The sequence below is a fragment of the Streptomyces sp. NBC_00775 genome, from assembly GCF_036347135.1.
GTDB lineage: Bacteria > Actinomycetota > Actinomycetes > Streptomycetales > Streptomycetaceae > Streptomyces > Streptomyces lutosisoli.
This window is the reverse complement of record NZ_CP108938.1, coordinates 10,810,512-10,832,038: the sequence shown is the minus strand read 5'-3', so window position 1 is coordinate 10,832,038 and position 21,527 is coordinate 10,810,512. Positions and strand designations below refer to the sequence as shown.

Genomic DNA, 21,527 nt, shown 5'->3' with positions numbered 1-21,527 from the left:
GGGGATTCACCGGCTCACTGGTAGTGGACGAAACGCCGGCTGAGCCGGAACTGGAGGGCGGTGACCGCCATGATCAGCACGAACAGCAGCACGCCCACCGCGGACGCCTCGCCGAAGCGGAGCTGCTCGAACGCGCTCTCGTAGATGACCATCACGACGGTGCGGGTGGAGTCGCCGGGCCCGCCGTTGGTGAGGACGTACGGCTGTTCGAAGACCTGCAGGGCGTTGATGATGCCGACCACCGACGCGACCAGCAGGGTGGGTGACAGCAGCGGCAGCGTGACGTTGAGGTGCTTGCGCAGACCGGTCGCGCCGTCGAGGGAGGCGGCCTCGTGGATCTCCTTGGGGATGTTGTTCAGGCCCCCGACGAACAGCAGGAAGGAGAAGCCGAACTGCTGCCAGACGTAGACGAGGATGACCGCCGCCATCGCCGAGTTCTCGGAGGTGAGCCACGGCACCGGAGCGATGCCGATCAGCCCGAGCAGCCAGTTGACGACACCGAAGTCCTGGTTGAACAGGTACTTCATCACCACCGAGATCGACGCGGCGGACAGCACCAGCGGGAAGAAGAACGCCGAACGGAACACCGAGCGCAGCCACACCGGCATCCGCCCGTTCACCGCGAGCGCCAGCACCAGCGCGATCAGCAGTTGGAGGGCGACCGCGAGCACCATGAACACGAGCGTGTTGCGGAAGGACACCAGAACGGTCGAATCGCTCAGCATCTCGCGGTAGTTGGCGGCCCCCGCGAAGCTCGGGTCGTCGATCACGTTCCAGTGGAAGAGGCTGAGCACCACCGAGCCGACGATCGGGACGACCGTGAAGACAACGATGCCGACGATCGTCGGGGCCAGGAACAAAGTGGCCAGCAGGCGGGTGCCGCGGTCGCGGGCGGACGGCCGCGCGGGGGCCACGGGCGAAGGAGCCACCGTCCTTGTCCGGGCGGGAGTCGAAGTGTTCGTCATACGTCACGCTCCATGGCCTTCTCCAGATCGCCCTGCATCCGGCGCAGCGCGGGACCCACCGAGCGCCGTGCGGCGAGCGCGGTTCCGGTGTGCTTGAGCAGCACTTGCTCGACCTCGGCGACCTGCGGCGGCGCGGGGATCGGCCCGGTGTCGGGGAACTTGTCGAGGGTGTCGTAGAAGGTCTGCCAGTGGTTCGGGCCGGTCTCCCGGTAGCGGTCGGCGGTCAGCATCGAACGGCGGGCCGGGGTGGTCTGGTTGGTCGTGAACAGCCGCATCAGGGTGTCCCTTCGGGCGGCGTACTTGATGAACTCCCAGGCCTCCTCCTGCCGCTTCGACGTGCGCAGCAGGGCGTAGCCGGCAGCGCCGAACTGCATGCGCTGGGTGCGCCAGCGCGGGAAGTACTGCACGTCGTAGTCGGCCGCCTGCATGCCCGCGAGATGCAGACCGCCCGCCCAGAAGCCGCCGGCCGGCGTCACGCCGACCCGGCCGGTGGAGAACACGCCGACGAGGTTCTGGCCGTTGCCGCCCTCGGGGCGGGTGCACAGGTCCTCCTGGATGAGGGAGGCGAGATAGTCGTACGCCTCCTCCACGCGGTCGTGTGTGGCCTGCGGGGTCGTCCACCGGAAGCCGCCCCCGCGGCCCTGCCGTTCGGCGGCCGGGTAGAAGGAGTCCCACAGCCAGGCGCCGCCGGGCGCCTTGGACTCGGTGAGCAGGTTCGTGCCGTTGGCGAAGAGCCAGGGCACCACGCCGCCCCACAGGCGGTTGGTCCAGAAGTACGGGGTGAACTGGCTGCCGCTGGACTTCTTCATGTCCCGCAGCAGCGCGGTGAAGTCGTCGCGGGTCCAGTCGGCCGCGGGGAAGCTCGCGCCCGCCCGCTTCAGGACCTGGTTGTTCAGGTACATGTCGGCCGCGTTGAACTCGACCGGCAGCTGGTAGAGGCTGCCCTCGTACATCATCGACTCCACCAGCGAGGGATGGACGTCGGCGAAGTACTCGCGCAGTTCGGCCGCGTCCCGCTTCACCCACTGGTCCAGCGCGACACCGAGGCGCTGGGCGAAGAGCTGGACGCCCTCGGTGGCGACGTAGACGAGGTCGGGGGCGGTACCCGCCGCGATCTGGGTGAGGATCTTCGCGAAGAAGTCCGACCAGTCGACGGCCTGCACCGCGTTGATCCGGAGCTTGATGTCGGGGTGCACCTCGCGGAAGCCCTCGGTGAGGGTGCGAATGGCCTCCGGCCCGTAGGCGGGGCCGAGGGTGGCGACGACGAGGGACCCGTCGTCGCGGCCGGGTATGTCGGCTCCGGTGAGCCGGTCCCAGCTCGCTGCGGTACCGGTCAGGGCGGCGGCACCCGCGCCGTAGGCGCCGTACCGCAGCAGCGTGCGGCGGGAGACGTGCGAGTCGGTCATCCAACGGGCCTAACTCGTGTTAGTTCAGGGTTGATGCCCCAGATGATGGGAAGTGCGCGACGGCGCTGTCAAGAGTCGTGCACCCCTTGACCTTTAACGAGTTAGGCCGCACAGTCCTGACCCCATGAGCCGCCGTTCCGAGCTCGACGAGCTCAATGACGAGAGGAACGATGTGTGATGCGTGGGATGTCCAGGAGAGCGCTCTTCGCCGGATCGGCCGGGGGCGCGGCAGCCGTGCTGCTGCAGGCCGCGCCCCCGGCCGCCGCGAAACCCAAGTCCGCGACCGGTTGCGCCAGTTACCGCGCCGCGTACCACTTCACGGTCCCCGACCAGTGGAAGAACGATCCGCAGCGACCGCTGTGGATCGACGGCGAGTACCACTACTACTACCTCTACAACGCCGACTACCTGACGGGCGGCACGACCGCGGGCACCGCCTGGCGGCTGGCCACCAGCACCGACCTGGTCGCGTTCACCGACCGCGGGATCGCCGTGCCGAAGGACACCACCGCGGGCGGCGACGTCTGGTCGGGGTCGGCGGTGGTCGACACCGACAACACGGCCGGCTTCGGCGCGGGCGCGGTGATCGTCATCGCCACCATGGCGCCCGACGAGGTCACTCAGGCGCAGTACCTGTACTACTCCACCGACGGCGGCCGCACCTTCCGCAACCACGGCACCGACCCGGTGCTGGCCAACCCCGGCGTGCCCGACTTCCGCGATCCCAAGGTCGTCCGTGACGAGGAACACGGTCGCTGGGTGATGGCCCTCGCCGAGAACAACAAGATCGGCTTCTACCACTCGGCGGACCTGAAGTCCTGGACGTACGCCGGCGGATTCATCAAGGACGGCCTCGGCGTCCTGGAGTGCCCCGACCTGTTCCGCAGCACCGCGGACGACGGCACGACGAAGTGGGTGCTGGGCGCGAGCGCCAACGGCAAAGCGGCCGGGCTGCCCAACACGTACGCGTACTGGACCGGTTCCTTCGACGGCACCGCGTTCACCGCCGACGCGAGCGATCCGCAGTGGCTCGACCACGGGTGGGACTGGTACGGGGCCGTCACGTTCGAGAAGCGCCGGGACGACGGTTCGGTTGATCCCTCCGTCCGGCACGCGATCGGCTGGCTCAACAACTGGGACTACGCCAACACCACCCCCACCATCGACTGCGACGGTTTCAACGGCACCGACTCGATCGTCCGAGAGATCACCCTGAAGCGGGCCTCGAACGGGACGTACTACCTTGCCTCGCGCCCGGTCTCCGCCCTGGACGACCACGTCTCGCGCACCGTGGACCTGGGCGACCTGGAGGTCGACGGCACCCGCGTCCTCGACTACACCGGCACGTCCTACGAGGTGACGACCGAGATCACCTGGGACAGAGTGACCGGCGCCGGCCTCCAGCTGCGCCGTTCTCCCGACGGGGGGCGTCACATCGACGCCGGGATCTACGACGACTTCGCGTTCGTCAACCGCCGCACCACCGTCAACCCCGACAACTCCGGTAAGTGGCAGGAGAGTCACAGCCCCTTCGACCCGTCGGCCCGCACGGTGAGGCTGCGGATCCTGGTCGACCGCACGTCCGTCGAGATGTTCATCGACGACGGCCGGTACGTGCACTCCGCGGAGGCGTTCCCGTATCTGATCGACACGGGGCTCGCGCTGTTCTCGATCGGGGGCACGGCGGTGTTCCGGAACACAGTGATACGGGAGTTCACCGTGTGAGGTCCTGAACTCGCCGCATTCAAAAAGGAGTTGGGGTCGAAGGCCGCGAGCGCGCACGCTTGGTCCGTGACGGTCGAAGACGGCGTACTCATCGACGCGCTGGGCAGCGAGCCACGCCGCCCGGACGCCTTCCGGGCACTCCTGCGGCGCGGCCCCGCGGCTCTTTCGGCCATCCGGCGCGGACTGACCCACCCCGAACCACGGGTACGGGAGCAGTGCTGCAACCTGCTGGACGAACTGCTCGCCCCGGAGGCCATGGACGAGCTGATCGCGAGGCTCGACGACCCCGACGCCCGGGTGCGGGTGGCAGCCCTGCACGCCCTTTCCTGTCTGCGGTGCAAGCCGGACGCGGATGCCTGCCGTCCCGACCGCGTCCGGCTTCTGCCGCGCGCCGTCCGTCTCCTCCAGGAGGACGTGGACCCGCAGGTCAGGATGAGAGCGGCCGAACTCCTAGGACTGTGGGTGCACGAAGACGCGGACGCCGTCGCCGCGCTGCTCCGCTCCCGCGACGAGGATCCGTCCCCGGCCGTGCGCAAGAAGGCGGGCTGGTACACGCCCGGCGGTCCCATTCACCGCCGCACTGCTCCCAAGGGCGTCTAATGCTGGGTTCCTCAAACGGTGTACACGTATCGGCGCCGTAGTGAGCGGGTTGGCGGTGCGGGCCTGCCCCAGATCCAGGGGTTGGCATGGGCGTTGAGCTGGTCGGTCGCCAGGGCGGTGGCCTGGTCGATGTCGTCGCGGTTGCCGAATGACTGGCCGGCGAGGGCGGCCTTGCGGAAGATGCGCCATCAGCCTTCCTGCAGGTTGAGCCAGCACGCGCCCACAGGGATGAAGGTGTGGTGGATGCGGGGATGGTCCTCGAGCCAGGTCCGTGTGGACACGCTGTTGTGACTGGACAGGTTGTCGGTGACGATCCAGATCTCCCCGTCCGGATTGGCGTCCTCGAGCAGTTGCAGGAACTGCTGGTAGAAGACGCTGTTGCGGGAGGAAGCGGTCATCGTGACTGCCTGACCGTCCGCTGGTCGCAGACCGCCGTAGACCCAGGTTTCCTCGGGACCGCGGCTGTAGTCGAGTTCCGCTTTGACCCGGTGCCCGTCGGGTGACCAGGCGGGTGCGGGCAGGAAGGTCCGCCGGATCACTGGCCCCAGCTCGTCAGCGCAGATCACCGTCGCGTCGTCGGGCGGGTGTAGAGGCCGATGATCCGTGTCCTTTTGGGACGAAGTCCGGGTCCTTCGAGCGCGTCCAGGACCGGGGGCGGCGCCAGCACACGCCTTCGGCGAGCAAGATACGCCTGACCTGCGAGCGCCTCACCTCGATCCCTGCGGCCCGCGCCGCCGCGGCCAGAGAATCCAGAGTCCACTCGGGTGGCCCGGACTCGTCGAAGGCCCACAGCTCCCCGACCGGCTCCCACCGCAGCCGCCCCGGCGGCACAGTCTTGACCAGGGAAACGATCCTCGACCGTTCCTCCTCGGTGATCCGTCGCTTGCGGCCCTGACCGCCCAGATCATCCAGCCCTTGTGGGGTGGAATAAGAGGTGTCGACTCGCGCTTCGCCAGTCCTCATTCGCGGTCCGAGCGTCCTGCGACACCGCGATCGTCCTCCACGCCTCGCGGAAGATCTTCCTCGGATCCCCACGCGAACTGGAGGCAGCGGGCGGCTGCACCGCAGCCCTCGCCAACAGCACCCGCTGACACACCCGAACCGTCAGCACAGGTCAAGCCACTACCGGGACACCGGGGGCCGTCGGCATCACTGCACGACCACCGGACAGCGCCCGCACGCGAGGACGCGGATGCAAGCAAAGCGATCTGCCTGTCCTACGGACCGCCCCACAAGGGTCGTTCGTCGTCGGGGCGCTGGTCTCCTCCAGCATGGGGCCGAGGATGCCGTGCAGGTCCAACGTCGCGGCAGCCTCGAACACCGTCTCGCGGAGACGACGGGCACAGCCGGCCCGCCGAGCGATCGAGCGTGACGACGGCCGCGACCACCGTCCCGCCTTCGACCTCCAGCCCCCGAACCCTTCGCACCGGCGCTGCGAGCCGCCAAGAACCGTCTCACCCCGCACCACATCCTCAATCCGGGTGTCCTGCCCGGCTGACAGGCCGGCACGCGGAAAGGGAGCGCCGCAACGCCTGGTCAGGCGGAGGCGAAAGCCTCCTCGGGGGCGTCGTCGAGGACGAATCCGTTGTCGAGCCGGACACGGACCGTGACGCGGAGCATCCGTCGCTGGTAGGCGACCCACTGCTCCTCCAAGGCCCCCACCTGCTCCTCCAGTTGCTCTCTGCTCGCCGACGGCATCTGGTGGCCGAAGTCGTCGAGGAGCGACTTGAGGCGCAGGTACTCACGGACCTCGTGGCTCTGCTGCCGGTGATGCTCGTCCACACGCTCGACGGTGCCCTCGATGCCTGCTGCCAGGGCCACAGAGACGGCGAAGGCACCCGTCTCCTCCGGGGGCTCCCCGGCCGGGGTCACCGATCCGGCCAACCGCAGATCCGCCGCCAGCCGCACCCGTTGACCCACGTTCAGCGTCATCGATCCTTCGTCTTCCTCGTCGGTCACCGGTGATCCGGTAAACGTGGCGTCGCCAGGCGTACCGGAGAGGACAGGATCATCCCACCCTCACCTCCGGTCCCGACACGATCGAAGCCCTCGCCTGCGCAGGCACATCCACGGGGGCTACCTCACGCCCCACGAAACACGCCTCCGCTACCGGCAAGACCAAGCCCTCGCGGCGTAACAACAACGTGCCCAAGATCACGGGGAAACTTCAAGGCGAGCCTGGCCCCGCCGGTGGGTCACCGTGTGGCGGTCTTTCCCACCTGTCGATGCATCGTCTCGGGGGGGTACGGCGGAGGAAGGGCGGTCGAAGGGGTGGGCGACATCCCGCGGGGCACTGCTGTGGGGGTCCGGGCGTGCCGGGAGGCGGGTCGGACCTGGCCCACATCTCGCCGTACGTGACCGAGCACATCCGCCGCTTCGGCGAGTACTCCACCCACGAACTCGACCTTGAGCCCGAGGCGTACGACCCGCACCAGGACGTCGACTTCAGCCCGCTGCGCGGCGACGGCCCCGGCGCGGACGGCTACGGCCAGGCAGCGTGACCATCGATGCCAGGTCACTACTTCAGCGGCAGCGTGATGCCGTCCGGCGCCGGCACCATGCACACGCACTTGGATCGGCGAGTGTGAGGCCGGTGCCGGCGGCCGTCGCGGGTATCGGCGGGCAGATTCGCGACCAGCTCCGCAAGCGCGTCCGCCGTGAGATGGGCCGATTCCTCGGTGCGAGGCCGACGGCCCCGGGAAGGGTGGCCACGGGTCGCCGTCCGGCGCTGAATCGACGGCCCTGGCTGCGCTGTCGTATCCGTTCTGGATGTGGGCCCGCCGAGGGCGGTGCACTGTGTGCGGATCAGCGGGCGATCGAGATCGCGAAGGGCGCGAATCCGCTGGACCGAATCACGTGCGGTACGAACAGTATTGCGGCCTCCGTGGCGCGGGCGGTCTGGATCCCGCCGAGATCAGTGATCCACTCCTTGCGCCAGCCGAGGTTGATGAGCAGTTCACGGACGGTCTGCTTGGCCTGCGGGTCCTCGCCGGAGAGGAAGGCGTCGGGCGCCTGGGTGAGCGTGGCCGGCGCGGTCATCACCGGGAAGAGCATGGTGTTGAGTGTCTTGACGACGCGCGTTTCGGGGAGCGCTTCCTGGAGTTGCTCGGCGAGGCTCGAGCCGGGGTAGATCAGGTCGGCGGGCAGTCCGTCCGGTCCGTCGACGGTGGCGTTGGAGACGTCGACGAGAATCTTGTCGCGCAGTTCCTCGCGCAGGGCAACGAGCCGCTCCAGCGAGCCGGCGCCCGGGGTGGCGTTGATGACGATCCGGGCCGTCCGGGCAGCGCCGGCGGCGGCGCCCGGCGCGCGGTCCGCCACGGTCACCTCATGCCCCGCCCGGATGAGGGCTGTGGCCAGGTTGCCGCCGACGCGGCCGTTTCCGAGTACTGCGATCGTGGTCATGATGATCTGGTCCTTCCGTGCGTGCAGGTTGTGGTGCGCGGTCAGCGTGAGAGCGTGGCGACGGCCTCGGCGTGGACGCCGGGCGCGGCGGCCAGGAAGCTCTCGCTCTGCGGGGTCCAGGGGCGGCCCTCGGCGTCGGAGATCTGTCCGCCGGCCTCGGTGACGAGCAGCGCCCCGGGCAGCAGGTCCGCGCGGGCGCCGGCGAACTGCCAGAAGGCGTCGATCCGGCCGGCGGCCACGTTCGTCAGGTGCAGGGTCGCGGGCACGGCGGTGCGGACGACGAGCGCGTCGAAGAGCATCGCGGTGATCGAGGAGCCGACGCGCCGCACGACCTTCTCGTCCTCGTCCGGCCGGGCCTGGCTGGTGGCCACGATGCTCAGGCCGAGGTCCGCGGTCTGGGAGACGTGCAGCGGCCGGCCGTCGAGGTGGGCGCCCGCGCCGGTGAGCGCGGTGTAGGTCTCGCCGGTCAACGGCAGGTGGACCGCGGTGAGTACCGGCTGGTTCTCACGCACGAGGGTGGCGGTCACCGCCCACTCCGGCAGGGCGTGCAGGTGGTTGACGTTGCCTTCGGCCGGATCCACGACCCACCATTCGCCGGGCGGCAGCGCCCCGCCGTCCAGTTCGTCCTCCACCCAGCCGGCGTCCGGGCGCAGGCGCGTGAGGCGGGGGCGCAGGATGTCGAGGGCCGTGTCGTCGTTGGCGGCGAGCGCGCGCATCAGCTCCTCGCGGGTCTGGTAGCGGACCACCTCGCCGAAGCGCTCGCGCAGCGCCGAACCAGCCGCGCGCACGGCGATCGCGGTCTGGCCGAGCAGGTCGGCGTCGGAGGCGGCGAGGTCAGTGGTCTGAAGCGTTTCGGACATGGCGGTACTCCCGTGTGAGGAAGGGGTGTTGAGGCCGGTCGGATCGAGCTGTGCGTTCCGTCTTGCGCTCTGCTCTCGAAGGTATAGAGCCCCGTCATTAACTTCAAATGCATGTCAAGCACGGCTAGGATTACTCACATGCAATTGGATTTGAACCTGCTCACCGCGCTCGACGCACTCCTTGAGGAGGGGAGTGTGGCCGGGGCCGCCGCGCGCCTGCACGTCACCGCCCCCGCGATGAGCCGGAGTCTGGGCCGAATCCGGCGCACCACCGGAGATCAGATCCTGGTGCGCACCGGCCGCACGATGACCCCGACGCCGTATGCGATCGCCGTCCGGGAACAGGTGCACGAGCTGCTGCACCAGGTCCACGGGGTGCTGGCACCGAGCCGTGAACTCGATCTGGCAACGCTGGAGCGCACGTTCACACTCCGCTGGCACGATTCCCTGGTCGCCTTGAGCGGCCCCGCACTGCTCGCGGCTGTCCGCGAACAGGCCCCGGGCGTGCGCTTGCGCTTCGTCGCCGAATCGAGCATCGACACCCCCGAGTTGCGGCGCGGCGAGGTCGACCTGGAGGCGAACGCCAACCGCCCGAGCGCACCGGACATCCGTGCCGAGAACGTGGGCGAGACCCGCCTCGTCATCGTCGTGAGGCAGGGGCACCCCCTCACCCGCGTCAGGACCGTCACCGCAAAGCGGTACGCCGCCGCTGAGCACGTCACCGTCTCGCGACGTGGAAACCTCAGCAATGCCCTCGACGACGCCCTCGCGCGGCTCGGCCTCACCCGCCGCGTGGTGGCGACCGCGCCCACGGAAGCGGCCGCGTTGGAGTTCGCGCGCGGCTCCGATCTCCTGATCAGCGTCCCCGAAGCCACCACGCGGTCCGCGGTCGCCGACCTCGGCCTGGTCGTGCTCCCCCTCCCGCTCGAACTGCCGTCGGCACCGATATACCTGTCGTGGCATCAGCGCTACGACACCGACCACGCCCACGCCTGGCTGCGCGGGCTGGCGCGAACCGCGCTGGCCCTGTGCGGAGCGTCGTAGTCGGCGCCGTCCGGCCGCTTCACCCCTACATCCACGCGACCACCACGGCGATCTGCTTGAACGTCAGCAGCGGCTTGTCCGTGCGGGTGCTGGCCGTGGAGGCGGCCAGACCGACGCCTGCGGCTCACAATCGCGGATCTTTGACATCCTCCCCCTCTTAAAAGAGGGGGATTCCAACCCAGGCGGGTTGAGGTTCACGGACGCTCGAACGGCTGGTGGCCGCTGTCATCCCTCCGGCACCGGCTGAGCGCCGGGGGCGGGGAATCCCGCCCTGTCCTGCCGCGACGTTGACTGCTGCGTTGGTGTCCGCGTTGCAGGTGAACCCGCAGGACACGCAGACGAACTCGGCTTGGCTCTTGCGCGAGTTCTTCTCGATCCATCCGCAGGCGCTGCACCGCAGACTCGTATAGGGGGCGGGTACGTCCTCGACCCGGCCAGGGGCTTTGTGCTCCGTGCGTTGCCGGAGCAGGCCCCAGCCCTGGGCGAGGATCGCCCGGTTCAGCCCGGCCTTCTGCCTGACGTTCTTGCCGGGCTTCTCGACCGTCCCCTTCGCGGAGGCGGTCATGTTCTTGATGTTCAGCTTCTCGAAGCGCACCAGGTCATAGGTGCGGGCGAGCATGGTGCTGGTCTTCTCGCACCAGTCCTTGCGCCGGTCAGCTTCGCGTGCCTTGAGCTTGGCAACCTTGACGTACTCGGCCGTTTCCGCTCGCTGCCCTTCGGCGCGCGAGCTGCCCGCCGCTCGTGCTTGCGGATCCGGGCCCGCTCCTTGACCGTGAGCTGCGGGCAGTTCAGCTTCCGCCCGTCCGACAGAGCGGCAGTGATCTTCACGCCCCGGTCGATACCGATGATCTCGCCTGCGCCCGGGGCATCGATCGGCTCGGGGATGACGGCGAACGCAATGTGCCACTGACCGCCTCGGAAGGTGACGCGGAACGTCTTCGCCTTCGGCAGCCCGGCGCGGGTGAGCCTGAAGCGCACCCACCCACAGCCGGGCACCCTGACCTGAGCCCACCGCCGGTTCAGCTTCTGCACGACTACCGAGCGGCCCATGACCTGCTTGCCCGTCTTCGGGTTCAGCTTCGGCGACCCGTCCACCTCGAACTCCCCAACCCGGTCGGTGCCGATGACCCGGAATCCCTCGTGCACGTACTTCCTGCGCCACGTCGGCTCACCGAAGCCGGAGGTGAAGCGGGCGTTCTTGGCCTGGGCGAAGTCCTTCAGGGCCTGCTGCTGCACATCAGCATTACCCGCACGCAGCCATTCGTTGTCACGCCGGGCCTCGGTGAGCTGGCGGCACTGCTCCGCGAAGCCGGGCGCGGCCCTGCGGCCCCGGTACCAGTGCGAATGCTGCTCCACGGCGAGGTTCCACACGTACCGGGCGTGCGCGCGGTGATCGAGCATGATGCCCGCCTGCTCGCCCGTCGGGTACATCCGGAAACGTGACATGCCGTCATAATGGCGGCAGAATGACGGCATGGTCAAGTTCACGCTCCGTCTCCCCGAAGAACTCCACCAACGGCTGACCGACCAGGCAGACACCGACCGGCGGTCCCTCAACTCCGAGATGCTGCACCTGCTCGAGGCCGGCCTCAGCGTCATCTCTCCCGGAACGCCGGATCGCCCCGGCGGCGATCCGGCTTCCCCTGCCCCGCTACGCGGGAGCGGGCATTCACCCCGGCCCTGAAGGACCGGGCACCCTGCCCGAAAGCAAGGTGGAACTTGCCCGGGCGGCAGTCGACGTAGGCGAGCGCGAGGCCTGGGCCTTCGTAGGTGTCCAGCCACTGGTCTTCGTCGGTTGTCTCGAAGGTGACGCCGGGGTCGGCGGCGAGACGTTTGGTGGCGATGGCCTGGACGGCTTCGTCGGCCTCGATGCTGATGAGGCGGGCGTCCGGGTGCATGCCGTGCAGGAGCCAAGCCGCGCCTGCGCCGACTCCTGTTCCGAGTTCCACGAGGTGCCCGCCGGGTTTGGAGGCGGCCAGGGTGGCGCGCAGGGAGCCAGTGCTTATCTGCACTTCACCTGAACGAGTGTGATCCAAGGCTGTGATCCGTCGTCACGGGCTTCGCCGCTGGGTACCGTGTGTACATGTCCACTCGTGCCGAGTTGCGTCGCATGCGCCAGATCGACCGTTGGATGGAGATCATTCTGCCGAGAGTGGTCCGGCGCGTGATCAACGGCACGGTGTCGCAGCCCGGTTGGTTGCCTCGCCGGTGGCTGACCCTGGTGTCGGGGGACATCGACCTGGATGCAGGCGTCGGCGCAGTCTGGCTCGTCTGGCGTCCCGGATCCGCGGGAGAAGAGACGCATACCGCATTGATCGAGCGCTGCGGGGAGAAGTGGCAGTGCCCAGGTCGTGGGAGTGCGTTGGGTGGTGATCTGCCAGCCGAGAGGCTGGCGGTGGGCCAGCCGGGGCAGGTCGGCATGATCGAGCTCGGCGGAGGCGCAGGTTGCCTGAGTCATGCTGATCGCCTGCGGCATCGTCATCCGGACTCCAGCGGGATGGGCTCATGGGTCGGGTCCAGCGAACTCCGGGTGGCGGCCGAGGTGGATCATCTCCTCCTCGGCGACCGACGGATCGAGGTGCCCAGGCAAGGCAGGCTCGTCGTGGTCTGGAAGTCCCCATCCACGGGCCGCGGGGGGATACGACCGCTCATCGTCGCTGTGGGGTGCGATGGCTCGGAACTCTCCAGGATCGGCCCTCACGACAGTATGGACAGCTATACCTGGGCGGAGTTGAGCGGCCAGGTGGAGTGTTGACTTGCTCCTCGGGCTGAAGCCCGAGGATTCTGGCCTTCTCGTCCGTTGCTGTGCCGCTACGCGGCACGGGGTTCGGGAGAGAATCCGTGGCTTCCTGTTTCTTCGCGCTGTGCCAGGACGAGTCCTGGTCTTACCTGCGCTCCACAGGCTGCAACCGCCAGTCCGGCGGCCGTTTTCACGTTCTTCGCGGCGTTGTGGTCCCGGTCATGGACCGCACCGCACGCGGCACAGGTCCATGACCCGATGTGCAGGGGCTTGGGGCCGTCCTTGACCCCGCACTCCGAGCAGACCTGGCTGGTGGGCTCGAACCGGCCGATCTTGACCAGGGTCCGGCCGTACCTGACCGCTTTGTAATCCAGCATGGCCACGAACTGCGCCCAGCCCGCATCGTGCACACTCTTGGCCAGTCTGGTGCGCGCGAGTCCTTTGACCGCCAGGTCTTCCACACCGATCGCTTGGTTGTCGCGGATCAGCTGGGTGGAGAGCTGGTGGTGGAATTCTTTGCGCGCGTCGGTCACCTTCGCGTGGGCGCGGGCGACCTTGAGGCGGGCCTTCTCGCGGTTCTTGCTGCCTTTCTGCTTGCGGGACAACTCCCGCTGCGCTCTTTTGAGCTTCTTCTCCGCGCGGCGCAGGAACCGCGGGGAGTCGATCTTCGTGCCGTCGGACAGGACCGCGAAGTGGGTGAGCCCCAGGTCGATGCCGATGGCCTGGTCGGACTCGGGCATCCGGGCGGCGTCGGCGGCCGGGTCGGTGTCGATGACGAACGGGGCGAAGTACCGTCCGGCCGCGTCCTTGATCACGGTGACCGAGGAGGGCTGGGTGGGCAGAGTCCGTGACCACTTCACCTTCACCGCCCCGACCTTGGGCAGGTTCAGCTGCCCGGAATCGGTGATCGACCAGCGGGCGTTGGCCGTGAAGCGGATCGACTGCCGGTTGTCCTTGCGGGACTTGAAGCGGGGCGCACCCATCTTCGCGCCCTGCCGCTGGCCCTTGAGGGAGGCGAAGAAGTTCTTGTAGGCGGCCTCCGCGTCGCGCAGCGCCTGCTGGAGCACGACGGCGGAGACCTCGCCCAGCCAGGAGCGGGCCTCGGTCCGTTTCGCCTCGGTGACCAGCCTCTTCGACAGCACACCGGCCGCCGGGAAGGCCTCGCCCGCTGTGCGGGCGTGTTCGCGGGCGCGCACGGCGTCGTTGAACACGACGCGGGCGCACCCGAACGCCCTTGCCAGCGCGGCGCGTTGGCCGGAATCCGAGTACAGGCGAAAGCCGTACCGAAGCTGCATGACAGCCACGCTAGAGATTTTTAACGGCTGGGATTACGAAGGAGCACATCCCCTTGGAAGGGCTGTGGATGCCGCGCGGAGCCATCGCTCTGGGGAAGTCGACCGCCAAGATCGGCGGCATGCTGCTGATCGCTGCGACCGTCGCCTTGCACGTCTACGATGTGGTGTCCGCACCGAGCGGATCCAGGCGGCCTCCACGACGGTGTCAGCACGGCGGGCGGCCTCGCGGGCGCGGGTTGCGGTTCCGGGTTCGGGGCAGACCTCCGGACTGTCGGACCCGCGGTCGGCGGGATCTTGGGAGGTGTCGTCGGTGGCGTGGTCGGCATCGGCATCGTGGACGGGATCGAGGATCTGTCGTAGATGAGGACTTGGCTGGACAGGCTGTTCAGGAAGGAGCGGCCCCGCAGCGTGAATGAGGACGCGGCGGCGGTCTCGTCGCCGGGCCCGGTATGGAGCGATCCGGAGATCCCGGACGAAGAGCGCGCGGTTCTGCTCGTACGCCTCATCGAAGACCCCACGGCGCGCGAGGACGAGCAAGACGACGCGGCGTCGGCTCTGGAGTTCCTCTCCGGTCCGTTCGTCGAGGCGGCCCTGATCCGGGCCATCCGGGCGGGGGACTTCCGCAGCGACTTGGCCCAGAGCTGCGCCGAGTCCCTCGCCGGAATCTGGGCCAGGGAGGGCCACGTGGACCCCGCCTTCCTGGCGGAACTGCGCAGCCTGGCGAAGGATGAGGTCTTCGGCATCCTCGGCATCCGCGCCCCACGCCTGCTGCCGCCTGGCGCCCTCTAGAAGATCTTTAACGGCTGAGGCTGCGGTGGTTGGAGGTCGAGTCCGGTTTTGGCGATGAGCCCTTCGATGAGGTGGGGTCGGTACTGCATCCGTTTCAGCCGCGTCTTCACCAACGTGGTGAGTTGATCGAGGCTGTGTTTGGTGAGGTTGGCCAGTGATCTCTTCAGGTGCGACCACACGCCCTCGACCGGGTTGAACTCGGGAGCGTACGGGGGCAGCTGGTAGACGGTCAGCCATAATCGGGCGGCGATCAGACCGTGCATGGTGCGGCTGACGTGTGTGTTCAAATTGTCCCAGACCAAGACAATGGGACCGCCGAGCTGCTGGTGTGCGGCATCGAGCAGGCGGGCGTAGTCGGTCTCGGTGAAGCCCTTGCGCCGGCCTTTGGCGGGGCCGCGGTCCAGGTGGATGCGGTAGATGAGCCGTGGCCTGCGGCCGGCCTTCGTGCAGATCAGCGCCGCCATGGAGACCCGTTTGGTGCCCGCGGCGGTGACCTTCACGACCGGGGTGCAGGCCCGGCGGCCCCAGGTGCGGCCCTTGGGCGGCCTCAGGCCCTGACCTGCCTCGTCCTCAAAGCAGAGCCAGGCGCCCAGGTCCGCCGCCCTCTTTTTATGACGGGCCACTGCTCGTCCTTCCAGGCGGCGATCTGCGCCTCGTTGCGCTCGCTGGCCTTCCGGGCCGGGACCTGCACGCTCCAGCCGATGCGGTGCAGCAGCAGATCCAGCCCGGCCAGGGTGTACTCGACGCCGAACCGGCGGCGCACGACCTCGCCGATGCGGGCCGGCGTCCAGCACTGGTCACTCCATCCGCACGCGGCCGGCCCGGCCTCCAACATCGCCTCCAGGGCACGTAGTTGGCCGGCATCGAGCTTGCAGCGGGCGCCACCGGGACCCTTGGAGACCAGCGCCTGGCGGCCGCCCGAAGCCAGAGCCCGGCGCCAGCGGTTCGCCGACATCCGGGTCACCCTGAACCGCCGGGCCACCTCCCGGTCACTGGCCCCCGCATCGATCAAGTCAGCTGCCGCGAGCCGGACTTGCTCACGCCGATCGCGCTCCTCGGCCGTCAGCCCACCCCCATCGGGATACCTCATCCCTCCGGCATAGCGCGGCCCCCACCAACCGTCACGACCCCACGTAACCCACACCGTTAAAGATCTCTAGACACTTGGGTTACCGGCAGGATGCGGAAGACCAGAACTGGCCGGCACTGTGTTTTCGTGACGCATGTCCACTTGATCTTCGTGACCAAGCTCCGGCACAAGGTGTTCACCCATACTCACCTGACCCGCATGGAGGAGATCATGCGGTCGGTGTGCGCGGACTTCGGGTGCGAGCTGGTGGAGTTCAACGGCGAAGACAACCACGTCCACCTCCTGGTGAACTTCCCGCCCAAGGTCGCCGTCACCAAACTCGTCAACTCCTTCAAGGGCGTCTCCTCCCGCCGTCTGCGCCAGGAATTCCCCGACCTGGTACGCCACTACTGGCGCGCCAGCAAGCTCTGGTCCGGTTCCTGCTTCGCGGGCACAGTCGGCGGTGCCCCACTCTTCGTGGTCAAGCAGTCCATCGAACATCAGAACCGGCGCGTGTGAGCATCGCCCGGCTCCGCTGCGACCAGTCATCGCGGCGCTCCGCGCCACGGTGGTGTACACGCGGCGTCCGGCTCCGCCGGACCAGAGTCCGCGACGCTCCGCGTCGCCACCATCAGATTCGCTTCACCCCCGGCCTGAAGGCCGGAGCACTACGAATGAATCCCGGTAGCGGTTCGCCGTGCGGTGGTCTGCCGCGGCGGGTTGTCAGGCGAGAACGTTGACGGCTCGGGCGATGACGAGTCCGAGGACGAGCAGGGAGACGAGGGACTGGACGGCCATGACGATCTTGGCCCAAGGGGCCAGTGGCATGACGTCGGTGGGGCTGAAGGCGGTGGAGTTGGTGAGTCCGAGGTAGAGGTAGTCGATGTAGCGGGGGCGCCAGTGCGCGGCGTTCAGTTCGGGGCTCATGTGCTGGGGAAAGGCGAGGGCGGGGGTGGGGGGCATGTGGTGGGCCCGGGCGGCTGCTCCGCCACTGTCGAGTTCGAAGTACAGCAGGGAAAACGCGAGGACGGTGGAGGCCCAGACGCTGCCGCCTGCCTGCAACAGGGCGGAAGCGGAGTTGGTCTCGGTCCCGCCGCTGATGAGGTCGTCGATCAACCGGACGGTCGACCAGACGGCGCCGCAGATCAGCACGCTGACCAGGGCGATCGATACTGCGCGCAGGGCATCCGAGCGGCGGCTGATCCGAACGGGGTCGCCCGCGACCAGCGCCACCAGGAGCAGTCCTTCGACGAGAGGGAGCGCCCAGCGGGGTCCCAGGCGCAGGTCGTCAGGCAGCACCAGAGTCAACACCACGGCGGCGATGACGGCTCCGGCCATCGGCCAGCGGGCCTCGGAGTGCGGATTGCTCGCATCGTTCGTATGGGAGGGGTGGTGTCCGATCATGGTCGGCTGCCGCTCGGGATCGGATCGCGGCCTGGGTCGGCGTCCGCCCCGGCAACCACGCGTCCGCGGGCAGGCAGCCCACCGGCAAGACCCGTCACGGCGATCCACGGCTGAAGGCGGCGCTCGGCCAGGCCGCCGTCAGCGCCTCGCGCACCAAGGACACCTGCCTCGCTGCCCGGTACCGACGCATCGGCTACCGCCGGGGCAAGAAACGCGCCCTGGTCGTCGTGGAACACTCCATCCTCATCGCGGTCTGGCGCACGTTCGCCCACGACATCGAGTACGCCGACCTCAGCGGCGGCTACTTCCTCGAACGCACCGGCCGAACCCGCCGGACCCGACGACTGGTGAGCCAGCTCAACCAACTCGGCGACCAAGTGACCCTCCAAACAGAACAGGCCGCATGACCTGCGGAAACGGACAACAAGCCGGGTATATTCGTATGCGCTCGGGGCGGCCCTCGCCCCTGTGATGTTCGCCGCGCCCGGGTGCGCATCCGGATCAGCGCGGCGCACGTCAGGAGCCAGGCGCCCACCGCGATCCACAGCAGGACGCGTCCCAGAGGCTCCAGCCAGTCCACGTCGGCCGACGTGGACAGGGACAGGCACGCCACCGCGGTCATGCCGAGCGGGAAGACCGTGGACCAGCGCAGGATGCCGTACATGTGGCGCGGCCGTCGGATCTCCGCACACATCAGCACGGCGTACCAGCCGAGGGAAACGGCAAGGAGCACCAGCGCGGCGGCCCGCAGCACGGTGTGCGCGCCCCCCGGTCCACAGCGTGGAACCGGTCAGGTACGACCCGGCGAGGGCCGAGATGGCCAGCGCACTGCCCGGCCACCCACTGGTCGCCCGTCCCCTCATAGACCTGCCGGAAGTCGAAATGGGCCAGCGCGACCCCGTACAGCGGCAGGCCGAGGCAGAAGAAGACCAGGGCCGCCCAGCCGAGCCAGGTACCGCCCTCCGCGGCGGACAGCCTCCCGCAGAGCACCGCAAGTCCCTGAGTGGCGACGCAGATGAGGAAGACGGCACCCGGCATCCGGCGCCCCTCGTGCCATAGGACGTCCACCAGCAGCAATGGCCACACCAGCGCCGCCATCGCCAGCAGGGCCGCCGCGACCTCCTGCCACCCGAGGAGTGACAGCCGAGTGCCCAGCACGGTGGTGGCCGCCACCGCGGTGAGCGCGGGCGGGGTGGCGGCCTGCGCGGTCCAGCGGTCCCGGTGCCGGAGCAGCTCGTTGGTGAAAGCCGTGGCGAGCAGGAGCCACAGGGCCATGTCGACGGCGAGGGCAATCAATGAGAGCGTCCGGTGGCCGGCCAGTTGGAGCCCGACGGACACGATGCCGGTGGCCATGGCCGCGGCACCGGCCGCTGCGGGCAATTCGGGATCCCAGCGAACCGTCCGACGACTCATCGTCCCATCCCACCGTGGCGTCCACGTGACCGCCACCCGGCCCGCCCATTCGCCGTACGGGGGCCGGGGCCCCGCCGCTCAGAGGAATCGGCCGCCGGGGGCGAGCGATGCATGCGCCTTGCGCCCCGGTACGGGACGCTCAGACGGCTCCCGCAGCCCAGAAGCCCCTCTGCTTCCTGACGAGCTCAGGCGGAGACTCGCTCCAAAGTGTTGAGCAGCGGATTCTCTCCGTTGAGCCCAACTTCGCGTTCCAGCACCCCAAGAGAGGCGTTTCCGCAGGTCAGGGCAGTACCGAGGTGGGGCGGTGGGACTCGAACCCACGGCCGACGGATGATGAGTCCTTTGGGGATCTTGGCGGTCCTTGTCGATCAACGCCGATCTGTGACGTTTCCGCAGGTCAATCGGGTTGATCGATGTCAGCCCTGTACGGTCCTTGTCGATCCCTTCCTGTCCTTGTGGCCCCTCAATGGCCCCTGAGGGTCTTTGAGTCAGGCGCCCACCACAGCAGCAGGCGCGTCCGCGCCCAGTTCCGCTGAGGGAACGGAACCTTCGCACAGCGGATTCTCTTACCGACGCGACGATGCTCCACCCCTGGTCCCGGGGCGGAGCCTCGTCCCTGACGTCAAGAGGCGAACTTGCCCACGGGACTGCGCATGAACCTGGGTCACAGCTTGCCGATCGGGTCAGCCGAGGACGTAGGTCTCATCACCGAAGTCAGCGACGATCTTCAGCTTGCCGCCGAGCGCCTTGACGTAGGCAGCGAGGGTGTCGACCTCACTGCGCTCCAGTTGGCCCTTCTCGATGCGTGAGACGCGGGCCTGGGTGACGCCCATGGCTTCGGCGACCTGGACCTGCGTGGTGTGCTGCCGCTTCCGCAACCCGGCGAGGCGGTGCACACGGGAGGCCAGGACCATCACCTGCGCCCCCTTCTGGATCTGGTCCTTTTCGGCATCAGTGAAGGCGAAATCCTCGGCCAGGCCTCCCCAGGAGACGGCCTGCGGGTCCTTGAGGTGATCAGTCATCGTGCCCCGTCCTCTCCATCGATTCGCTTCAGATGCTCGGCGTATGCCTGCTCCGCCTGAGGTACCGCGACGCGATACCAGCCGGACCAGTTGCCCGCCTTGTCACCGCCGACCAGGATCACGGCCTGGCGGTCCGGGTCGAACACGAACAGCAACCGCACTTCAGTCGGCCCTGCCGAGCCGGGGCGGAGCTCCTTGAGGTTCGACAGCACCGAGCTGCCGAACCAACGACGCGCCGCTGCCCCTCCTGACCGAGGAGCCGTTCAGGCGCGCTCGGCCACACGCTCCGCGAGAAGGGCGGCCTGGATTCTGTCAGCTGCCGAAGGGCGAAGCCTGCTGGACTGTGAGGTCGTCGCGCAAGCACAGGAAGCGGACGGGGTGACGGTACTGGCCCTGGACGACCGCTCGGCGGCAGGGAACTCCGCAACCAGGTCGGGCCGTACGGGGGGGCGCCAGGTCTCCCGCCTGGAACAGGCGAACACCGAGCTGTTGGCGCGGCTGGAGAGAGGGACGCGGAGCTGGAGGTTGCCCGGGCGGCCAACCGCGAGTCAACGCCGGCCCGAACCAGAAGGAAGCCGCGCACCGCTAGGGTCCGGCCGGCCCGGTCGTCCAGCTTCCAGCCGAGGTAGCCCTTGACCACGGAACGCGCGCTCCTGCGGGGCGCCCCCTCCCCCTCTCTCCCCCCCCCGAGGTGACCGACGCGACCGCGACCGATCTTGCGCAGCCCGAGCAACAGCAAATACTTGGCTAGCCACATGTTTGCTGTTACGTTGATTATGTGTCCAGCCACCTAAATGGGTGGTGACACGAGAGGAGTCGTCATGAAAGCCATCCTGTTCGACCGTTTCGGAGGCACGGAAGTGCTGCACGAGGCGGACGTCGAGGTCCCGCAGCCCGGCCCCGGACAGGTCCGCGTCCGCGTCAAGGCGGCCGGGCTGAACGCGTTGGACGGCAAGATCCGCTCCGGGGCCCTGGAGGCCAGGTTCCCGACGCCGCTGCCCGCCATCCCCGGTGGCGAGCTCGCCGGCGTGGTGGACGCCCTGGGTGAGGGCGTGCAGGACGTGAAGGTGGGCGATGAGGTGCTGGGCTGGTCGGACACCGGCTCGTACGCCCAGTACGCGCTGGCCACCACCGTGGCCCCCAAGCCCGCCGGTCTCGACTGGCAGCACGCGGTCGCGCTGCCAGTGGCGGGTGCGACGGCCGAGCGGGTCCTGAACCTGCTGGGTGTCGTCGCCGGGGAGACCGTACTGATGCACGGCGCGGCCGGAGCGGTCGGCACCCTGGCGGTCCAGCTCGCCACAGCCCGCGGAGCGCGTGTCATCGGCACCGCCGGCCCCGCCAATCAGGACTACCTCACCTCGCTCGGCGCCACCGCGACCCTCTACGGCGAGGGCCTGGTCGAGCGGGTCCGGGCACTCGCCCCCGACGGCGTGGACGCGGTGTTCGACCTGGCCGGAAAGGGCGCCCTGGAGGACTCCATCACCCTGCGCGGCGGCACCGAGCGCATCGTCACCATCGCCGACCTCAGCGCGTACCAGCTCGGCATCACCTTCTCCAGCGGTTCCCCGGAACGCTCGGCCGCCGGCCTGGCCGCCCTGGCCCAGGACGCCGCGACCGGCAAGGTCGTCACCACCGTCACCGCCTACCCGCTCGCCCAGGCCGCCGCGGCCCAGCAGGTCAGCGACGCCGGGCATGTCCGGGGCAAGCTCGTCCTAACCGTCGACTGATCACGCCCGCCTCTCCTTCCGCCACGCCCCCGCTTTCCCGATCACCATCTGTTCATCACCGCACCG

24 protein-coding genes and 3 pseudogenes are annotated in these 21,527 nt (G+C 68.8%); 11 read left to right on the top strand and 16 right to left on the bottom strand.

All coding sequences use genetic code 11. The features are described from left to right. Positions 1-14: 14 nt before the first annotated feature. Positions 15-965, bottom strand: a complete 951-nt coding sequence (locus OIC96_RS48485) for a carbohydrate ABC transporter permease (protein WP_330301709.1) — start codon at positions 963-965, stop codon at positions 15-17. Next, positions 962-2,371, bottom strand: a complete 1,410-nt coding sequence (locus OIC96_RS48480) for an extracellular solute-binding protein (RefSeq protein WP_330301710.1) — start codon at positions 2,369-2,371, stop codon at positions 962-964. The genes OIC96_RS48485 and OIC96_RS48480 overlap by 4 nt, the downstream gene beginning before the upstream one ends. 177 nt (positions 2,372-2,548) lie before the next feature. Between OIC96_RS48480 and OIC96_RS48475 the strand changes: the two genes are divergently transcribed. Both OIC96_RS48475 and OIC96_RS48470 read left to right on the top strand, forming a co-directional pair. Next, positions 2,549-4,096, top strand: a complete 1,548-nt coding sequence (locus tag OIC96_RS48475) for a glycoside hydrolase family 32 protein (protein WP_330301711.1) — start codon at positions 2,549-2,551, stop codon at positions 4,094-4,096. A gap of 66 nt (positions 4,097-4,162) precedes the next feature. After that, positions 4,163-4,696 (top strand): HEAT repeat domain-containing protein, encoded by a 534-nt coding sequence (locus OIC96_RS48470; protein ID WP_330301712.1) that lies wholly within the window; start codon positions 4,163-4,165, stop codon positions 4,694-4,696. Between the two features lie 188 nt (positions 4,697-4,884). Here OIC96_RS48470 and OIC96_RS48465 read toward each other — a convergent pair whose 3' ends face one another. Both OIC96_RS48465 and OIC96_RS48460 read right to left on the bottom strand, forming a co-directional pair. Next, the gene (locus OIC96_RS48465) at positions 4,885-5,262 is read right to left on the bottom strand and encodes a transposase (protein ID WP_330301713.1); all 378 of its coding nucleotides are present in this window, start codon (positions 5,260-5,262) and stop codon (positions 4,885-4,887) included. A gap of 970 nt (positions 5,263-6,232) precedes the next feature. Continuing rightward, entirely contained in the window at positions 6,233-6,655 is a 423-nt protein-coding gene (locus OIC96_RS48460; protein WP_330301714.1) for a hypothetical protein, read from the bottom strand. Between the two features lie 353 nt (positions 6,656-7,008). Between OIC96_RS48460 and OIC96_RS48455 the strand changes: the two genes are divergently transcribed. Next, positions 7,009-7,197 carry a hypothetical protein gene (locus OIC96_RS48455; RefSeq protein WP_330301715.1) on the top strand — a complete coding sequence of 63 codons (189 nt, stop codon included), beginning with the start codon at positions 7,009-7,011 and terminating at the stop codon, positions 7,195-7,197. 304 nt (positions 7,198-7,501) lie between these two features. Here OIC96_RS48455 and OIC96_RS48450 read toward each other — a convergent pair whose 3' ends face one another. Both OIC96_RS48450 and OIC96_RS48445 read right to left on the bottom strand, forming a co-directional pair. Then, positions 7,502-8,098 (bottom strand): NADPH-dependent F420 reductase, encoded by a 597-nt coding sequence (locus tag OIC96_RS48450; RefSeq protein WP_330301716.1) that lies wholly within the window; start codon positions 8,096-8,098, stop codon positions 7,502-7,504. Between the two features lie 41 nt (positions 8,099-8,139). Further along, a complete protein-coding gene (locus OIC96_RS48445) occupies positions 8,140-8,958 on the bottom strand; it encodes a 3'(2'),5'-bisphosphate nucleotidase CysQ (protein WP_330301717.1) in 819 nt (272 codons plus the stop codon). Positions 8,959-9,096: 138 nt separating this feature from the next. On the opposite strand from OIC96_RS48445, the gene OIC96_RS48440 reads away from it, so the two are divergent. Further along, positions 9,097-10,002, top strand: coding sequence for a LysR family transcriptional regulator (locus OIC96_RS48440; RefSeq protein WP_330301718.1), 906 nt, complete (start codon positions 9,097-9,099; stop codon positions 10,000-10,002). Between the two features lie 157 nt (positions 10,003-10,159). On the opposite strand, the gene OIC96_RS48435 is transcribed toward OIC96_RS48440, so the two are convergent. Both OIC96_RS48435 and OIC96_RS48430 read right to left on the bottom strand, forming a co-directional pair. Continuing rightward, positions 10,160-10,621 (bottom strand): transposase, encoded by a 462-nt coding sequence (locus OIC96_RS48435; RefSeq protein ID WP_330301719.1) that lies wholly within the window; start codon positions 10,619-10,621, stop codon positions 10,160-10,162. After that, on the bottom strand, positions 10,579-11,448 hold the full coding sequence (locus OIC96_RS48430) for an RNA-guided endonuclease InsQ/TnpB family protein (RefSeq protein ID WP_330301720.1): 870 nt from the start codon (positions 11,446-11,448) through the stop codon (positions 10,579-10,581). Before OIC96_RS48430 ends, OIC96_RS48435 begins: the two co-directional genes overlap by 43 nt. Before the next feature lie 28 nt (positions 11,449-11,476). Here OIC96_RS48430 and OIC96_RS48425 point away from each other — a divergent pair, with 28 nt between their 5' ends. Further along, entirely contained in the window at positions 11,477-11,686 is a 210-nt protein-coding gene (locus OIC96_RS48425; RefSeq protein WP_330301721.1) for an Arc family DNA-binding protein, read from the top strand. Here OIC96_RS48425 and OIC96_RS48420 read toward each other — a convergent pair. Beyond that, positions 11,598-12,014, bottom strand: coding sequence for a hypothetical protein (locus OIC96_RS48420; protein WP_330310429.1), 417 nt, complete (start codon positions 12,012-12,014; stop codon positions 11,598-11,600). The genes OIC96_RS48425 and OIC96_RS48420 overlap by 89 nt on opposite strands. Before the next feature lie 71 nt (positions 12,015-12,085). Between OIC96_RS48420 and OIC96_RS48415 the strand changes: the two genes are divergently transcribed. Further along, positions 12,086-12,757 carry a hypothetical protein gene (locus OIC96_RS48415; RefSeq protein WP_330301722.1) on the top strand — a complete coding sequence of 224 codons (672 nt, stop codon included), beginning with the start codon at positions 12,086-12,088 and terminating at the stop codon, positions 12,755-12,757. Positions 12,758-12,813: 56 nt separating this feature from the next. Here OIC96_RS48415 and OIC96_RS48410 read toward each other — a convergent pair whose 3' ends face one another. After that, the gene (locus OIC96_RS48410) at positions 12,814-14,037 is read right to left on the bottom strand and encodes an RNA-guided endonuclease InsQ/TnpB family protein (protein ID WP_330301723.1); all 1,224 of its coding nucleotides are present in this window, start codon (positions 14,035-14,037) and stop codon (positions 12,814-12,816) included. Between the two features lie 408 nt (positions 14,038-14,445). On the opposite strand from OIC96_RS48410, the gene OIC96_RS48405 reads away from it, so the two are divergent. Continuing rightward, complete coding sequence (locus OIC96_RS48405) at positions 14,446-14,826, top strand: hypothetical protein (RefSeq protein WP_330301724.1); 381 nt, start codon at positions 14,446-14,448, stop codon at positions 14,824-14,826. On the opposite strand, the gene OIC96_RS50080 is transcribed toward OIC96_RS48405, so the two are convergent. Continuing rightward, positions 14,823-15,916 (bottom strand): IS630 family transposase gene (locus tag OIC96_RS50080; RefSeq protein ID WP_443058509.1). Its coding sequence is split into 2 segments (ribosomal slippage): positions 14,823-15,434 and positions 15,437-15,916, totalling 1,092 coding nucleotides; the frame shifts between segments, so codons are not numbered across the junction. The two genes, OIC96_RS48405 and OIC96_RS50080, sit on opposite strands and share 4 nt — an antisense overlap. Before the next feature lie 90 nt (positions 15,917-16,006). On the opposite strand from OIC96_RS50080, the gene tnpA reads away from it, so the two are divergent. Next, a complete protein-coding gene (tnpA, locus tag OIC96_RS48390; RefSeq protein WP_330301726.1) occupies positions 16,007-16,414 on the top strand; it encodes an IS200/IS605 family transposase in 408 nt (135 codons plus the stop codon). 204 nt (positions 16,415-16,618) lie between these two features. Here tnpA and OIC96_RS48385 read toward each other — a convergent pair whose 3' ends face one another. After that, positions 16,619-17,299 carry a hypothetical protein gene (locus tag OIC96_RS48385; RefSeq protein ID WP_330301727.1) on the bottom strand — a complete coding sequence of 227 codons (681 nt, stop codon included), beginning with the start codon at positions 17,297-17,299 and terminating at the stop codon, positions 16,619-16,621. Between the two features lie 23 nt (positions 17,300-17,322). Between OIC96_RS48385 and OIC96_RS48380 the strand changes: the two are divergent. Then, a pseudogene (locus OIC96_RS48380) lies at positions 17,323-17,469 on the top strand (transposase); the annotation flags it as partial. 57 nt (positions 17,470-17,526) lie between these two features. Then, positions 17,527-17,706, top strand: coding sequence for a hypothetical protein (locus OIC96_RS48375; protein WP_330310430.1), 180 nt, complete (start codon positions 17,527-17,529; stop codon positions 17,704-17,706). 158 nt (positions 17,707-17,864) lie between these two features. On the opposite strand, the pseudogene OIC96_RS48370 reads toward OIC96_RS48375, so the two are convergent. From OIC96_RS48370 to OIC96_RS48355, 4 genes and pseudogenes are all read right to left on the bottom strand, one after another. Then, positions 17,865-18,032 (bottom strand): annotated as a pseudogene (locus tag OIC96_RS48370) (hypothetical protein); the annotation flags it as partial. Beyond that, positions 17,993-18,712 (bottom strand): hypothetical protein, encoded by a 720-nt coding sequence (locus OIC96_RS48365; RefSeq protein WP_330301728.1) that lies wholly within the window; start codon positions 18,710-18,712, stop codon positions 17,993-17,995. The gene OIC96_RS48365 and the pseudogene OIC96_RS48370, both read right to left, overlap by 40 nt. Before the next feature lie 683 nt (positions 18,713-19,395). After that, a complete protein-coding gene (locus OIC96_RS48360; protein WP_330301729.1) occupies positions 19,396-19,734 on the bottom strand; it encodes an XRE family transcriptional regulator in 339 nt (112 codons plus the stop codon). After that, positions 19,731-19,949, bottom strand: a pseudogene (locus tag OIC96_RS48355) (type II toxin-antitoxin system RelE/ParE family toxin); the annotation flags it as partial. The gene OIC96_RS48360 and the pseudogene OIC96_RS48355, both read right to left, overlap by 4 nt. Positions 19,950-20,555: 606 nt before the next feature. On the opposite strand from OIC96_RS48355, the gene OIC96_RS48350 reads away from it, so the two are divergent. Continuing rightward, complete coding sequence (locus OIC96_RS48350) at positions 20,556-21,461, top strand: NADP-dependent oxidoreductase (protein WP_330301730.1); 906 nt, start codon at positions 20,556-20,558, stop codon at positions 21,459-21,461. Positions 21,462-21,527: the final 66 nt, after the last annotated feature.

What these genes read in the sequence shown, in the direction of transcription:
- OIC96_RS48485 (WP_330301709.1), bottom strand. Translation starts at nt 965, where the DNA reads ATGACGAACACTTCGACTCCCGCCCGGACAAGGACGGTGGCTCCTTCG.
- OIC96_RS48480 (WP_330301710.1), bottom strand. Translation starts at nt 2,371, where the DNA reads ATGACCGACTCGCACGTCTCCCGCCGCACGCTGCTGCGGTACGGCGCC.
- OIC96_RS48475 (WP_330301711.1), top strand. Translation starts at nt 2,549, where the DNA reads ATGCGTGGGATGTCCAGGAGAGCGCTCTTCGCCGGATCGGCCGGGGGC.
- OIC96_RS48450 (WP_330301716.1), bottom strand. Translation starts at nt 8,098, where the DNA reads ATGACCACGATCGCAGTACTCGGAAACGGCCGCGTCGGCGGCAACCTG.
- OIC96_RS48445 (WP_330301717.1), bottom strand. Translation starts at nt 8,958, where the DNA reads ATGTCCGAAACGCTTCAGACCACTGACCTCGCCGCCTCCGACGCCGAC.
- OIC96_RS48440 (WP_330301718.1), top strand. Translation starts at nt 9,097, where the DNA reads ATGCAATTGGATTTGAACCTGCTCACCGCGCTCGACGCACTCCTTGAG.
- OIC96_RS48435 (WP_330301719.1), bottom strand. Translation starts at nt 10,621, where the DNA reads ATGCTCGCCCGCACCTATGACCTGGTGCGCTTCGAGAAGCTGAACATC.
- OIC96_RS48430 (WP_330301720.1), bottom strand. Translation starts at nt 11,448, where the DNA reads ATGTCACGTTTCCGGATGTACCCGACGGGCGAGCAGGCGGGCATCATG.
- OIC96_RS48425 (WP_330301721.1), top strand. Translation starts at nt 11,477, where the DNA reads ATGGTCAAGTTCACGCTCCGTCTCCCCGAAGAACTCCACCAACGGCTG.
- OIC96_RS48415 (WP_330301722.1), top strand. Translation starts at nt 12,086, where the DNA reads ATGTCCACTCGTGCCGAGTTGCGTCGCATGCGCCAGATCGACCGTTGG.
- OIC96_RS48410 (WP_330301723.1), bottom strand. Translation starts at nt 14,037, where the DNA reads ATGCAGCTTCGGTACGGCTTTCGCCTGTACTCGGATTCCGGCCAACGC.
- tnpA (WP_330301726.1), top strand. Translation starts at nt 16,007, where the DNA reads ATGCGGAAGACCAGAACTGGCCGGCACTGTGTTTTCGTGACGCATGTC.
- OIC96_RS48385 (WP_330301727.1), bottom strand. Translation starts at nt 17,299, where the DNA reads ATGATCGGACACCACCCCTCCCATACGAACGATGCGAGCAATCCGCAC.
- OIC96_RS48365 (WP_330301728.1), bottom strand. Translation starts at nt 18,712, where the DNA reads ATGAGTCGTCGGACGGTTCGCTGGGATCCCGAATTGCCCGCAGCGGCC.
- OIC96_RS48360 (WP_330301729.1), bottom strand. Translation starts at nt 19,734, where the DNA reads ATGACTGATCACCTCAAGGACCCGCAGGCCGTCTCCTGGGGAGGCCTG.
- OIC96_RS48350 (WP_330301730.1), top strand. Translation starts at nt 20,556, where the DNA reads ATGAAAGCCATCCTGTTCGACCGTTTCGGAGGCACGGAAGTGCTGCAC.